Origin of the sequence: Urbifossiella limnaea, assembly GCF_007747215.1 — a bacterium.
Lineage (GTDB): Bacteria > Planctomycetota > Planctomycetia > Gemmatales > Gemmataceae > Urbifossiella > Urbifossiella limnaea.
The window spans coordinates 7,343,490-7,355,995 of sequence record NZ_CP036273.1; the positions used below are offsets into that span (position 1 = coordinate 7,343,490).

Genomic DNA, 12,506 nt, shown 5'->3' on the forward strand with positions numbered 1-12,506 from the left:
TCGACTTGTGCGGCCGCCCGCCTTCGCTATCTTCCGCGTCCGACCGGGGCGGGCACCCCCGCCCGCCCCGCCCGCCGGGAGACGCGGATGCTCGAAACCCTGTTCGTCGCGGCCGTACTCGGCGCCGGCGGCCCGCCCGCCCCGCCGACGGCCGCCCCGGCGGAGCGGCCGATCGAGGAAGTGCGCCCCCGAGCGTACCAGCTCAAGTCCGCGTCCGCCCAACTCGCGGCACCGGCCGTCGCCGCCGACCTGCGAACCGCCGGCCTGACCGCCCGCATCGCCTTCGACCTGCCGTCGAACACCCTCTTCGTCCAGGGGTCGGCGGCCGCCCACGCGCGGGTCGACGAGTTCCTGCCTCAAGTCGAGGAGGGCGCGCGGACGGAACTGCGGGTGTTCCGGCTCCAGCACGCCTCCGCGGACGCCGCCGCCCAGGTGGCGGTCGAGCGGCTGACCACGTCGGGCGTACCCGTCCAGCTCGTCCCCGACGCCAGGAACAACGCGTTCGTCATTTCCGGCTCCCGCGCCATGCAGGCTCGCGCCGCCGCGGTCGTGGCCTCGTTCGACCTGGAACCGATGCCGGTCGCCGTCCCCGCCGCGCCGGCGCCGCGCGAGGTGCCCGTCGTGACCGCCGCCTACCAGTTGCGGAACGTCGCCGCGGCCGACGCGGCCGTGGCCGTCGGCCGCGCCCTCGGCACCGACCGCGAGTTCCGCATCAACCTCCCCGAGAACCAGCTGGTCGTCCAGGGGTCGCCGGCGACGCACGCCGCGGTGGCGGCGCTGGTCGGCGAACTGGACCGAACCCCGCCGCAGGTCGTCATCCAGGCGCTGGTCGCGCAGGTGCCGCCGGCGTTCCTCGACGACTGCGGGCTGACCAAGGCCGGCGGCGTGTTCTCGCTCGGGAAGCGGGAGCGGGTGCTGTTCAACGTCGCGCTGCGGCACTACCCGACGCGGGAAATCCTGGCGCGGCCGGAGCTGCTGGTCCGCGACGGCCAGACGGGCCACTTCCAGGTCGGCCCGAGCGAGCCGGTCGTCCCCGCCGGGGCGGTGGCCGGGACCGTGACGGGGCTGTCGGCCCGGATCACGCCGCGCATCATGCCCGACGGGAAGGTGCTGCTGCGGGTCGAGCCGCAGGTCCGGTCGGTGGCCGCGCCGGTGGTCGCCGCGGCCGGGGTGCGGGCGTTCCCGGTGAACGTCCAGTCGGTGCAGACGACGGTGCTGGCCGCGGACGGGGAGACGGTGGTGCTCGTCGGCCCGACCACGACCGGGACCGACGGGAAGCCCACCGCGTTGCTGTTCGTGCTGACGCCGTCGGTGGTGAAGTCGGAGAAGCCGTAACCCGTCGGCGGGGGTTCAACTTGCCCCCGCCGCCGCCCGCGGTATCGTCCGCCGGCTCGGGCTGCACGCCGCGGCCCGTACCCGTGCGAGGCGCCGTGTGAACCCCCTCATCCTCGTTGCCGCGCTGGCCGCCGTCTCGCCGCCCGGCCTGCGGGCCGAGTTCACCGCGGCCCCGGCCGACGCCAAGCGGACCATCATCTTCCAGCTCCGCGTGCTCACCATCCAGGGCGACCCGCCCGCCGGCCTCGACGCGCCGCTCACCGACGCGCAGCTCCGCACCCTGCTGACCGAGGTCGGCGCCCGCGGCAACCTGCTCACGGCCCCGCGCGTGACGGTGACCGAGGGCCAGACGGCGAAGGTGTTCACCGGCCAGGCGCGCTCGTTCGACACCGGGGTCGAGGCGGTCCTGAAAGACGGGAGCGTTCAGGTGCTGCCCACGACGAAGACGGTGGAGGTCGGCACGCGCTTCGAGCTGACCGGCCGGGCGGCCGCGGGCGGAGCGGTCGCGGCCCGGCTGAAGTACACCGACACGCGCGTCGGCGACGTGGTGCAGGGCGCGGCGGTGACCGTGCGGCACGTCGGCGCGGACGGGTTGCTGCGGAACGGGGTAGTGACGCTCGTGGCGCCGGAGGTGAGCACGGCGACGGCCCAGGCGACGGTGCGGGTGCCGGCCGGGCGGGCGGTCGTGATCCCCGGTCCGGTGCGGACGGAGGAGGTCCGCGAGGAGTTCGGGCCGCCGGTCCTGTCGCGGATTCCCTACGTGTCGCGGCTGTTCACGAACGTGGGCGTCAGCCGCGTCCCGGTGCGGACGTACCTGGTGCTGACGGCCACGTTGATCGAGGACGAGTCGGCGCTGCCCGCGGCCCCGGCGCCCCGGCCGGTCGGGCGCTAAGGGGCGCCGCTACTCCCCGGCCCACCAGCCGTCGAGGAGCTTGGTGAGCTCGGCGACTCGCGCCGGCTCGGCGGCGGCGCGGTCGTCGCGCTCGTCCGGGTCGCGGTCCACGCGGAACAGCTCGACGCGCCCGGCCGGCACCGCCGCGAGGCGCGGGCGGATCAGCTTCCACCCGCCGGCCAGCACCCACCGGTATTGCAGGTTCGCCGCCGGCCGGCGGATGTCCACGGCGTTGTGCTCGAACGTCGCCCCGAACAGCGCCGGCCGCGCCGCCAGCGCCGCGGCGTCCAGCAGGTTCACCCCCGGCAGCGTCGATGGCACCCGCGCTCCCGCCGCGGCCAGCACCGTCGGCGCGAGGTCGATCGACGACACCGGGGTGTCACTCCGCCCCGGCGCCACCCGGCCCGGCCACCGCACCAGCACCGGCGTCCGCAGACCGCCGTCGTAGGGCGAGCGCTTCGACCGCGGCAGGTAAACCGCCGCGTTCGGGTCCTGCAGCCAGCCGTTGTCGTGCAGGTAGACCACCAGCGTGTTCGCCGCCTGCCCCGTCGCGTCCAGCTCGGCCAGCAGCTCGCCGACCGTCTCGTCGAACCACTCGCACATCGCCCAGTAGCGGGCGACGTGGACCGACGGCGTCTTGTCCTTGTACTTGGCGAACAGGCGGTCCGGCGGGTTGTGGGGCGTGTGCGGCATCATCGGCGCGTACCACACGAAGAACGGCTTGCCGTCCTTCTTCGCCGCGGCCAGGAAGTCCTTCACCGGGGCCAGCCCCTGCCGGCCGATGGTCAGCCCCGCGTCGCCGTGCCGGCCGCCCTTGTCGGGGTCGCCGTGCGTCATGGCCTCGGTGAAGCCGCCGCACCGGCAGGCGTTCCCCTCCCACCACTTCCCCGTTTGCAGGCTGGCGTACCCGCTCGGGCCGAGGAGCCGCGGCAGCGTCGGCGAGCGCTCGAACAGGCGGACCATCTCGGCCCGCTGCGCCAGGAACCCGGCGTCGCGGTTCGCCGCGGCCCCGGTGAGGCCCGGCGGCAGCGGCGGGTCGTTCGACGTGATGAGGTGCTGGTGCGGGTAGAGCCCCGTGATCATCGTGGCGAGGCTCGCCCGGCACAGGCTGGTGGGGACGTAGCCGCGGTCGAACCGCAGGCTCTGCGCCGCCAGCCGGTCGAGGTGCGGCGTGCGCACGTGGGCGTGGCCCATGAACCCGTAGTCGCGCCACCCCTGGTCGTCGCCGACGATGAGGACGACGTTCGGGGCCGCGGCGGCGGGGCCGGCGGCGAGCGCGACGAGGAGCGCGGAGAGGAGGCGCGGCATCGGGGCCTCGGGGTTGGGGGGCGGCGGCCGAGTCGATCACGTCCCGTGGATCGCGGCGGCGATGATGATCGCGATGCCGAGGATGACCGCCCCGACGATGACGCCGAGGGCGGTGTTCTGGTCCTCCTCGATCTCCTTCCGCAGGGAGAACGGCACGACCCTGGCGATGAGGAAGAACGCGGCGGCGAAGAACGCCAGGCCGACGCCGACGGCGACGACCATGGTGACGACCTGGCCGCCGAGTTTGGTCCAGTCCATCACTTCCCCCCGCGGTACCCGGACACCCAGCTCGACCGGTGGCCGCCGGACGCGTGGCGGGCCGTGGACTGCTGGGCCGTCTCCCGGGCGTAGCCCCCGAGCTCCCACCCCAGGAACGACGCCGTGGTGTACAGCCCGAGCAGGCCCGTACCGAGCAGCAGGTAGACGCGGGCGAGCATGCGGCCTCCGCGGCGGGGGTCGGGGCGATTGTAGCGGGCGGGGGTGGGAGCGAGAAAGGGAAATCGGTGGCCCGTTAGGCCGGGGCGCAAGCCCCGTCTGGGGTATGGCGCCCGACGGGGCTTGCGCCCCGGCCTAACGGGCCGGCACATCGCCGCGGGTGAGGTTACTTCAGCCGCTCGCGGAGCCCGGCCAGTTTTGCCCGCAGCTCGCCGGCCGGCAGCGCCGCCTCGGTCGCGTCCAGGTCGGCACTCGCGCCGGCCCGCACCGCCCGCAGCCGCACGCCCTCCGGCGACTCGCGCGGCACCACCGCGTCGGCCTCCGTCAGCACCGGCACCAGGCCGTCGCGCACCAGCGCCTCGAAGTGGTCGGCCAGCTCCGCGACGCGGTCCGTCTCGTTGGCCTCGGCGGCGCGGCGGACCGCCAGCCCGACCGCGCGGGCCGTCTGCTGGCACGCCTCGGCGCGGGTCACGGGTTGGTCCGCCGCGGCGAGCCGGACACCACTCCCCACCAGGTCCGTGAGCAGGGTGCGGTTGGCGCGGTGGAGGCGGAGCTTGTCGGCGGCGGTGGTCGGGCCTTGCGCGCCGGCCCAGGCGGCGAGCGACGCGAGAACCACGGCGGTGAGGGCGGGGCGGGTCATGGTCAGCTGCCTTCCCGGGCGGCGATCACCCGGAGCTTGGTCTGGCCGTCCCGGGCCGTGTCGGCGATCGACCGCAGCGCCGGCTGGGCGTGCGGCGGGGATTCCTTCGCGGCCTGCTCGGCGGCCCGGCCGGCCTCGGCGAGGCGGTCCGTCAGGCGGGTCATGAGCGCCCGCCGCTGGTCCGGCGTCAGGGCGTGCGGCGGCACCCGACCGGCCTGCTCGACGAGGCCGTCCGAAGCCGTGCGGAACCAGTCGGCGACTTCACGCATGTCGTCGGCGCCGGCCACCAGCGCCAGCGAGCGGCTCTCGGCCGCCAGGTCTTCGGCGAGGCCGGCGAGGGCGTCGAGGCGGTCGTTCGGGGTGCGGGCCTTCGCCAGCGCCACGTCGCGCTGCACCACCTTCTCCAGCAGCGCGTGCCGCGGCGCCGGCCCCTTCGCCACCACCGGTTGCTTCACGCCCTTGGTCGCGTTCCACACCCCAAAGGCCACCAGCACCGCGGCGGCGAGCCCGGCCAGCGCCTTCGCCGGCGGGCGGGGGATGCTCCAGGCACGCTGCGGCGTGCTGGTCACCTTCGGGAAGACGAGCGCCTCGGCGGCCAGGTCGTCGAGGAAGGCGGTCTTCTTGCCGGCGGGCGCCGGCGGCACCGGCAGCGCGGCGACGAGCGTTTCGAGGCGGACCGCCTGCTTCCAGTACGCGGCGCAGTCGGGGCAGGCGGCGACGTGGGCGCGGAAGTCGGCCGGCAGCTGCCGCGGGTCCGGCAGGGCGAGGATTCGGGCCTGAACCGACTGACACGTCATGGCATCACCGACGGACAGAAGACATTGGCCACAAAAAAGCACGAAAAGACACAAAAAGTAAGACCGTGAAAAATTCAAATCCGGTTTTGGTCTTGGTTCCCTTTTTGTGTCTTTTCGTGCCTTTTTGTGGCCATTCTCTTGGGTTTCATTCCCCGGCGGCAGCCCCGGGGGGCAGCAACTCGGGGGCGAGCACCTTCATCAGCTTCTGGCGGGCCTTGAACACCCGCCACCGGGCCGTCTCCTCGGTCGTGCCCAGCACCTTCGCCACCTCGCGGAACGACAACCCTTCCTCCACCCGCAGCAGCAGCGCCGAGCGGAAGTCGGCGGGCAACTCCGCGACCGCCTCGCCGACCACCGCCAGCGCCTCGCGGTCTTCCACGGCCAGTTCCGCGAGGCCGGTGCCGGCGGCGGTCAGGTCGTCGGGCAGCGGGTGCCGCGTCCGGCGGGTGGCCCGCTTGAGGTTCACGAAGTTGTTGTGCCCGATCCGGAACAGCCACGCCCGGAAGTTGCTCCCCGGCCGGAACGACGGCAGCGCCGCGAGGGCCTTCAGGAACGTTTCCTGCGTCAGGTCTTCGGCGGCGTGCCGGTCGCGGGTCAGGTGGCACAGCCACCGGTACAGCCGGTCCCAGTACCGCTCGACGAGCCGGGCGGACGCGGTCCGGTCGCCGGCGAGGGCGGCCCGGAGCCAGTCTTCCTCCTCCGCGTCGGCGGGGGGGTCGGGTTCGAGCGACACGCGGCGCCGGGTCTGGGGGCGGGTCGGGGCCAGTTCAAGTTACCCCGCGGCCGGCCCGTCTGGAAGGTGTAACGTGATGGGGGACGGGGCGTTGGTAGGAAACAGAATCGTCGCTTGCGGCGTAGCGAGTCGTTCCTCGCTACGCCGCAAGCGGCGGAAAGCCGTCAGGCGGCCGGAACCCGAAACGGGGCCAGGATTTGCAGCACGCCCGCCGGCACCTTGAGGCCGCTCGCCAGGCTCCAAGTGTACTGCTTCGTCTCGGCGCCGTCGGACGTCTCGGTCAGCAGCACGCCGCCGAGGTCTTCGCTCGTCTTCGCCAGCCGGTACCAGTGACCCACCAGCTGGCTCAGCGCCTCCTTGACGGCGCCGGGCACGGCGTCGGTCGGGGTGCTGTATGTCACCTGAACCGTCCCCGGGGCGCCGGCCGAGCCGCGCCGGCCGCGCGAGCGCAGGAACACGCCGCCCACCGACTCGATCACCCCGCGGTCGGCGTGCAGCACGTAGTTCGCCGCGGGCAGGATCGTGTCGGTGCCGAACTGGCGGGCGGCGTCCACGCGGACGCCGGCGACCGCGCTCACGGGGTAGTTGCGGAGGAACAGCAGGCCGGTGTTCCCGGCGTGGACTTCGGTGAACGTGCCGCCGCCGAACGCCCGGCCGGTGTGCTCGGCGATGAAGGAGTCGGCCGCGGCGAGCAGGCGCGTCAGCGTGTCGTCGTCGTCGCCGGTGGCGACCAGCAGCGCGTCCTTGACGTTGGACAAGGTGTCGAGCATCGGAGTGGAGGGGTAAAGGGAACGCCCGGGGCGGACGGCCCCGGGCGGCGGACGGGTCAGAACACCTTCTTCTGCTGGCCGGCGACCACGGCGACGGGGATCGACGGGTCGGTGCCGGCGATCGTGCCGGTCCAGCGGAGGTAGCGCTTGGTGCGGACGAATCGCAGCGTCTGCACGCCGGCGGCGCTCGCCACGGTGAACGTGCCGCCGGTCACGGCCGTCCACGTGTCGCCGTCGTCGGACTCGGACAGGGCGCCGGTGACGGTGTCGCCGCTGGACACGTCGCCGACCAGCTGCACGGCGAAGCACGGCCCGTCGGCGTCGGCGAGGTCGATCGCGGGGCCGGCGTCGGTCTCGGTCATCACCGCGGGCGGGAACGCGGCCGCGATGACGGCGGCGTTGGGGATGTCGTTGATGTGCGTGGACACGGGTCACTCCTGGTTGGGTTCGCGTGAAAGGGTGAAGGGGTGAGGGGGTGAAGGGGTGAAGAAGACGAGCGGGTGTCACCCCTTCACCCCCTCACCCCTTCACCCCTTCATCAGCCGACGACGAGCTGGTCGCACAGCACGAAGCTCGCCACCTGGCGGGGGCCGGCGTCGATGTGCTGGATGCCGCGGAGGTACGTCATGTCGTTCTGCAGCGCCGTGTCGCCGAGGCCGCTCGCCAGGAACTCCATCACCCCCAGCCGGGCCACCACCCAGTCCGGGAAGTAGCCCAGCAGCACGTAGCTGAGGTTCGTGCCGCTCCCCTTCACCCGCGCCGCCGACACCTGGCTCGACCGCACCACGCGGGTGCCGTACAGCTCGCCCGGCGGCGTGCTCGACGAGCTCGACCCGCGGAACAGGAAGGCGCCCTTGCCGTCGGCGGCGCTCACCGCGTCGGCCCGGCGGTTCATCAGCGCCGCGAACATCGCCTTCCGCATCACCCACGCCGTCGGCGCGTCCACCGCGTCCGGCAGCTTGCTCTCCATCAGGGCCACGTCGCCCGGCTGGAACGTGTCGCCGTTCGCGCCGGTCGTGCTCGCCGTGTGTGTGCCGATGCCGCTGTAGGTGGTGAGGCCCTTGATCTGCGTGCCGCCGGTCCCTTCGAGCATCGCCAGGTCGGCCTTGAGCGCCGCGGCGCGGGCCATGTCGAACCGCACCAGCCCCTCGGCGCTCGGGCTGGCGAACCGGAGGAGCTCGTTCGTCATCTTCACGAACACCCCGGGCTTATGAAGTGAGCAATCCGTGGGTGGTGTCGTTCACGGCCGAAGACGTGGGCACCCCGAGCACGGCGTACCAGGACCGGATCGACCGGGCGCACGAGCTGAGGGCGGCCGGGTGGAAGCTCCAGGACATCGCGGACGAGATGGGCGTGTGCTTCGCCAGCGTCCACGTCTATCTCAGGGAATCACCCCGTGGCAGCGCCTCAACACTTTAATGCGGCTGAGCTGACGCTGGCAGATTGATCGGGCATTCTGATTTTTTAAGGATTTGGCTTGCATGGGCACACTGCTGCTACTCTACTCAAGCTTTCTTTGTGGTCGGCTCCGTGGCTGGCGGTCAGACCGTGGTCTTGACGCGCTACCCGTTGGGTAGGCGCCGATGGAGCAATGCAACACCAACAGAGTCGTACAGATGTCTGAATCGAAACCGCCCGTGAGTGTAGAGGAAAGGCTGGCCCGCATCGAACAACTTTTAGAGGCTGCCTCCGAACCAGATGTGCTAGCGAAGGGCAAGTTGCTTGCCGATCCCCCGAAGGCGATCCCACGGCCACTAGACTTCTCTCTGGACATCGGAATGCCGACGGGGCAACGGCTCCTGTCGTGGGCCGTCGATCCCCCACCCGCTGCTCCAGCAAAGAGATCTGCCTCCGTCAAACAAACCGACAGTTCCACCGACAGTTCCACCGACAGCTCCACTGACAGTTCGGGATCCGTCACTTACTACGTCCTAGATCTCGACAAAGCTGTCAGGTCCATGACCGGCGAGGAACTGTTAACGTGGGGCACCCAGGTACTGGGAGAACAAGTAGTTGGCGGGTTGTTCGGTGCCCTGGTGAACCGTGTCTGGGATGCATGGAACGCCAACCCCAGCATGTCCGACATCGCGGCACTGATACGCGCTCAGACTGATCGTTTCGCTGCAATGGTCGGTCAAGTGGTCCGAGATGCTCTCGACTTGAACGAGCGAAACCGCCTAGCATCAGATCTAGACGCCATCATTAACACGTTGGACAATTATCGCCGAACTACTATCTCGACCGACCGTTTAGCACTCCTTGATCGGGATGCGGAGTTTTCGCTATCCCGTGCGAAGTCACTTGGCCGCATCTGCTACAAATCCTTCCTCACAGCGGCAGATCTAAGGTTGAACACCCTTTCCGAACGAATTAAGGCATTCCCTGCCGCCGCTACCGGTGAGCGACGGAATGTCTGGGCCGCTATGAAGCGGTGTATCGACCATAGCACGCAGATGCTATCGGAGTGGCGGGAGGAGATGCTTGGGACGGCGGTCATCTCCAACATCTACGACACAGGCGGCCGACTCGACAACATGAGACACAGCTATTCACCCACCTACCTCATCCATACCGACGAACTTGTGCGGCGCCTAGCCCCCCTCGGCGTCAGTCGAGAAGCAATCCACGCACATCTGTCAAGGGCTGGGGGGGTGGTGAGAGTGCCCACGGGGGGATCCACGGGGTATAGTCGTACGTACCCGGCGATCACCACCATCACAATGCCTGTATCGCAACGGACGCAAATGCACGCTGACGCAATCGCGTCGGCCACGCAGCAGCGAGAGTTAGACTTGTCCTGGATATGGGGCTTCTTCGCCAATGATACGCGGGGTGAGGTGATCGCGGCTTCATGGGCGGCGAAGAAGGCGGAAATGGAGACTGCTGTGCTTGCCGCCGACAAGGTGTACTATAACGCTCGCATTCGAGACCATGCGCAATTCTACTTGCCCGCTATCGGGTACGCGAACCTTTGGAACGACATCCACACCGCGGCCAGGAACGATGCCGGCCGGGCAGAGGGGGACTATTACATCCAGCGGGTCCGCGACCACGCCCACTTCTACCTCAACCACATCGGGTTCGGAGGCATGTGGGGGAATATCGAGGCAGCGGCACGTAACGATACGATGACACGATTGGGATAAGGTGATTAACGCCTGGACAACCCTGCGTCTACTGACTTGGACTTTGCGAGACAACCCTGAATTACTTCATGCCACATATTCATAGCTCCATACCACACATGGGGCTGTCAGGGGGTGAGCCGAAAAGGTCTGGATACTCGTCCGCGATCGCCTCCCATCCGCTCTTCTGCTCCGGCCGCGGCTCCGGGAACGGCCCCAGCACCAAACTCTCCACGTCTGCCAGCGGCGCCGGCAGGTGCTCCCCGAGCCAGCACCCGAGCCCGAGCGCCAGCACCAAGTCATCGTGCTCACCCTTCCCGCCGTAGGTCTGGTGCAGCGCCGGCGTGATCTTAGGCTGGAACGCGGCGAACTCGCCCTGGAGCTCCCTGAGCAGCGGCAGTTCCCGCGGCCACGCCAGTCGGCGGTTCTGGAGCAGCACCTGGAGCGCCCCCACCAGATCGGCCTTCGGGACGGTCACGTCCCCTGCCGCCTGCCCGCGGTTGACCGACCGGCCGCCGGTGATGGTGATGCCGTACACCGCCCGGCCCGGCAGCGCGTCCCGCAGAGCATCCAGCACGGGCCGCCCGACCCCGGTGGCGTCGATCACCAGCACCGCGTCCGGGTGCCGGCGGGCGAGCGCGGCGAGCCGCTCCCCGGTCACGGTGTACTTCTCCCGCCAGCGGTCCAGCGCCGACAGGTAGTAGCGCCGCGGCGCGGCGTCCGACACCGCCAGCACGGCCGCGGCGGTGTAGTCGCTCACGCTGGCGATGTCGGCGGCGATGATCTTCACGCCACGGCCTCTCGCCGTTTGAGTCGCTCCTGGTGCGACCGGATGGTCTGGTACACCGTCCCCGCGCTGACCCCGAATGCCCGGCCGATGGCGTCGAACGTTTCCCCGGTCTCCCGCCGCCGCGCCATTTCGGCCGCGCGCTCCTCAGCCGTCCCCCCGGCCCACGGCACAACCGGCGGCCGGGACTTCTTCCCCGGCCCGCGCGTCCGCCGCTTCGTCACCCCTACCCCGTCAAATTCGCGCTCAGGCGCGCGGGGCGGGCCGATCGGCGCCTCAGCCGGCCGGAACTCCGCGGGAGCCGCTGGGGCGCTCGGCGGCGCGCTGGGCGCGCTCTCGACCGGATCGGCCACGACCCTTGAGCGGAGCGCGCGAAGCCCGGCCAGCGGGAACCCGTCCAGCCGGGCGCGTTCGTCCGGGTCGAGCGCCCACGGCAGGGGGCGGACCCGCTCCGCTGTGGGCTCCCATGTCCCCACCAGTTCCGGGCACCGGCCCGACAGGCACCACACCTGCCCCGACGGCCCGACGACGAACGACCCGGACCCGAGCCGCGCCCGCTCCGACTCCGGGAAGGAGGCCAGCATCCCGGGTGCGAGAGCGAGCGGCCGGAACCCGTCCAGCCGGCCCGACGGCCCGAGTATGATGGGGTCGTCCACGAGCGCCTCAAATCGTTGAGCCTCATGCCGCCTGGACCCAATCCGGGGCGCTGTCCACCCCGGCCGCCAGCACGTCATCGAACGCAAACACCGCCCCGGCGTCGGCCGCGAAGTCGCAGAGATACTCCTGCCGGAACCACCGTTCCCCGAGCGCCCGCCGCTCTTGCTCCAGGAACGCGGCGCCGATCCGCGGGCAAGCAGTCGCCGGGACTTCGACCCGGTGCCAATTAGCGGCCGGTTCGGTGCCGCTATTGCCGGTCTCACTGCTCCACTCCCGCCACAGGAACCCGCGGCGGCCGAACGGGGTGCTGCACAGGAGCAGCTTCCCGCCGCTCGTGGCGAGCATCGGCCGCACCGACTGATACAGCTCGTCCGTGACCCGGGCCGCTTCGTCAATCACCACCAGCCGCGGGGCGCTAAACCCGACGATCCCGTCCGGGTCGCCCGGGAGCGCCACCACCCGCGAGCCGGTGACGAGCTCCAGCGCCGTCTTGCTCACCGCCGCCGCGGGGACCGGCCGCCCGTGCGCCCGGTACAGCGTCAGCACCTTGCGGAACAGTTCCTGCGACTGGCGCAGGGTCGGGCTCAGGATGAGGGTGAGCGAACCCGGCTCCAGAAGCGCCGTCGTGAGGCAGCACCCGGCCGCCGTCGTGGATTTACCCGACTGACGGGAGCAGACCGCCAGCGTGCGCGGGGGGAGCGCCCGCAGAAGCGCCGCCTGCCACGGGTCCGGCCGCGACAGCACCCGGGCCGGGTCCGCCCGGAGTCGGTCCAGCGCCTGCCGGTCCGGCCGGCTCGCCCGTCGGGTCGCCCGGACCCGCTCCAGGCGCGTCAGCCGGGACCGAATCGTCTGACTCGACATCGGAGGCGCGCTCCAGGTCGGCGATGCGGCGGGTGAGCTCGGCGTGCTCCCGGCCGCGGATCAGGAACTCCAGGGCGGTGCGGACGGCGCCGAGCTGGACGGCCGCGCCCGGGGCGGTGAGCAGCTCCCGGAGAGTACCGACCGCTTCGGCGGCGACCTCACCCAG

Annotated in this window: 16 protein-coding genes; 4 read left to right on the forward strand and 12 right to left on the reverse strand. The window is 71.1% G+C overall.

Annotated features, from left to right (window positions below; all coding sequences use genetic code 11):
- Nucleotides 1–87 precede the first annotated feature (87 nt).
- Both ETAA1_RS29635 and ETAA1_RS29640 read left to right on the forward strand, forming a co-directional pair.
- Nucleotides 88–1,335 (forward strand): secretin N-terminal domain-containing protein, encoded by a 1,248-nt coding sequence (locus ETAA1_RS29635; protein WP_145244214.1) that lies wholly within the window; start codon nucleotides 88–90, stop codon nucleotides 1,333–1,335.
- Between the two features lie 97 nt (nucleotides 1,336–1,432).
- Complete coding sequence (locus ETAA1_RS29640; RefSeq protein WP_202920508.1) at nucleotides 1,433–2,227, forward strand: hypothetical protein; 795 nt, start codon at nucleotides 1,433–1,435, stop codon at nucleotides 2,225–2,227.
- 9 nt (nucleotides 2,228–2,236) lie between these two features.
- Here the strand turns inward: ETAA1_RS29640 and ETAA1_RS29645 are convergent, their stop codons facing one another.
- From ETAA1_RS29645 to ETAA1_RS29685, 9 genes are all read right to left on the reverse strand, one after another.
- Nucleotides 2,237–3,535: a sulfatase-like hydrolase/transferase gene (locus ETAA1_RS29645; protein ID WP_145244216.1), complete on the reverse strand. Its 1,299-nt coding sequence runs from the start codon at nucleotides 3,533–3,535 to the stop codon at nucleotides 2,237–2,239.
- Nucleotides 3,536–3,571: 36 nt separating this feature from the next.
- On the reverse strand, nucleotides 3,572–3,793 hold the full coding sequence (locus tag ETAA1_RS29650; RefSeq protein ID WP_145244217.1) for a DUF350 domain-containing protein: 222 nt from the start codon (nucleotides 3,791–3,793) through the stop codon (nucleotides 3,572–3,574).
- On the reverse strand, nucleotides 3,793–3,972 hold the full coding sequence (locus ETAA1_RS29655; protein ID WP_145244218.1) for a hypothetical protein: 180 nt from the start codon (nucleotides 3,970–3,972) through the stop codon (nucleotides 3,793–3,795). The genes ETAA1_RS29650 and ETAA1_RS29655 overlap by 1 nt, the downstream gene beginning before the upstream one ends.
- Nucleotides 3,973–4,136: 164 nt before the next feature.
- Nucleotides 4,137–4,610, reverse strand: coding sequence for a hypothetical protein (locus ETAA1_RS29660; protein ID WP_145244219.1), 474 nt, complete (start codon nucleotides 4,608–4,610; stop codon nucleotides 4,137–4,139).
- A 2-nt stretch (nucleotides 4,611–4,612) separates the two neighbouring features.
- Complete coding sequence (locus ETAA1_RS29665; protein WP_145244220.1) at nucleotides 4,613–5,407, reverse strand: hypothetical protein; 795 nt, start codon at nucleotides 5,405–5,407, stop codon at nucleotides 4,613–4,615.
- A 145-nt stretch (nucleotides 5,408–5,552) separates the two neighbouring features.
- Nucleotides 5,553–6,140, reverse strand: coding sequence for an RNA polymerase sigma factor (locus ETAA1_RS29670; protein WP_238389324.1), 588 nt, complete (start codon nucleotides 6,138–6,140; stop codon nucleotides 5,553–5,555).
- Nucleotides 6,141–6,304: 164 nt separating this feature from the next.
- Complete coding sequence (locus ETAA1_RS29675) at nucleotides 6,305–6,898, reverse strand: head-tail connector protein (RefSeq protein WP_202920509.1); 594 nt, start codon at nucleotides 6,896–6,898, stop codon at nucleotides 6,305–6,307.
- A 68-nt stretch (nucleotides 6,899–6,966) separates the two neighbouring features.
- Entirely contained in the window at nucleotides 6,967–7,338 is a 372-nt protein-coding gene (locus ETAA1_RS29680; protein ID WP_145244223.1) for a hypothetical protein, read from the reverse strand.
- A gap of 110 nt (nucleotides 7,339–7,448) precedes the next feature.
- Nucleotides 7,449–8,099, reverse strand: a complete 651-nt coding sequence (locus tag ETAA1_RS29685; RefSeq protein ID WP_145244224.1) for a phage major capsid protein — start codon at nucleotides 8,097–8,099, stop codon at nucleotides 7,449–7,451.
- A gap of 26 nt (nucleotides 8,100–8,125) precedes the next feature.
- Between ETAA1_RS29685 and ETAA1_RS29690 the strand changes: the two genes are divergently transcribed.
- Nucleotides 8,126–8,329, forward strand: coding sequence for a hypothetical protein (locus tag ETAA1_RS29690; RefSeq protein ID WP_145244225.1), 204 nt, complete (start codon nucleotides 8,126–8,128; stop codon nucleotides 8,327–8,329).
- Nucleotides 8,330–8,526: 197 nt separating this feature from the next.
- Complete coding sequence (locus tag ETAA1_RS29695; protein WP_145244226.1) at nucleotides 8,527–10,056, forward strand: hypothetical protein; 1,530 nt, start codon at nucleotides 8,527–8,529, stop codon at nucleotides 10,054–10,056.
- Nucleotides 10,057–10,135: 79 nt separating this feature from the next.
- On the opposite strand, the gene ETAA1_RS29700 is transcribed toward ETAA1_RS29695, so the two are convergent.
- The 3 genes from ETAA1_RS29700 to ETAA1_RS29710 are packed head-to-tail and all read right to left on the reverse strand — an operon-like array spanning nucleotide 10,136 to nucleotide 12,340.
- Nucleotides 10,136–10,825, reverse strand: coding sequence for a phage terminase large subunit family protein (locus ETAA1_RS29700; RefSeq protein ID WP_145244227.1), 690 nt, complete (start codon nucleotides 10,823–10,825; stop codon nucleotides 10,136–10,138).
- Nucleotides 10,822–11,478, reverse strand: coding sequence for a hypothetical protein (locus ETAA1_RS29705; protein ID WP_145244228.1), 657 nt, complete (start codon nucleotides 11,476–11,478; stop codon nucleotides 10,822–10,824). The genes ETAA1_RS29700 and ETAA1_RS29705 overlap by 4 nt, the downstream gene beginning before the upstream one ends.
- 22 nt (nucleotides 11,479–11,500) lie before the next feature.
- On the reverse strand, nucleotides 11,501–12,340 hold the full coding sequence (locus ETAA1_RS29710) for a terminase large subunit domain-containing protein (RefSeq protein WP_145244229.1): 840 nt from the start codon (nucleotides 12,338–12,340) through the stop codon (nucleotides 11,501–11,503).
- Nucleotides 12,341–12,506 lie beyond the last annotated feature (166 nt).

Bases quoted from the DNA above. Each gene is read 5' to 3' on its own strand.
- ETAA1_RS29660 (WP_145244219.1), bottom strand. From the start codon at position 4,610: ATGACCCGCCCCGCCCTCACCGCCGTGGTTCTCGCGTCGCTCGCCGCC.
- ETAA1_RS29645 (WP_145244216.1), bottom strand. From the start codon at position 3,535: ATGCCGCGCCTCCTCTCCGCGCTCCTCGTCGCGCTCGCCGCCGGCCCC.
- ETAA1_RS29665 (WP_145244220.1), bottom strand. From the start codon at position 5,407: ATGACGTGTCAGTCGGTTCAGGCCCGAATCCTCGCCCTGCCGGACCCG.
- ETAA1_RS29695 (WP_145244226.1), top strand. From the start codon at position 8,527: ATGTCTGAATCGAAACCGCCCGTGAGTGTAGAGGAAAGGCTGGCCCGC.
- ETAA1_RS29710 (WP_145244229.1), bottom strand. From the start codon at position 12,340: ATGTCGAGTCAGACGATTCGGTCCCGGCTGACGCGCCTGGAGCGGGTC.
- ETAA1_RS29655 (WP_145244218.1), bottom strand. From the start codon at position 3,972: ATGCTCGCCCGCGTCTACCTGCTGCTCGGTACGGGCCTGCTCGGGCTG.
- ETAA1_RS29650 (WP_145244217.1), bottom strand. From the start codon at position 3,793: ATGGACTGGACCAAACTCGGCGGCCAGGTCGTCACCATGGTCGTCGCC.
- ETAA1_RS29685 (WP_145244224.1), bottom strand. From the start codon at position 8,099: ATGACGAACGAGCTCCTCCGGTTCGCCAGCCCGAGCGCCGAGGGGCTG.
- ETAA1_RS29635 (WP_145244214.1), top strand. From the start codon at position 88: ATGCTCGAAACCCTGTTCGTCGCGGCCGTACTCGGCGCCGGCGGCCCG.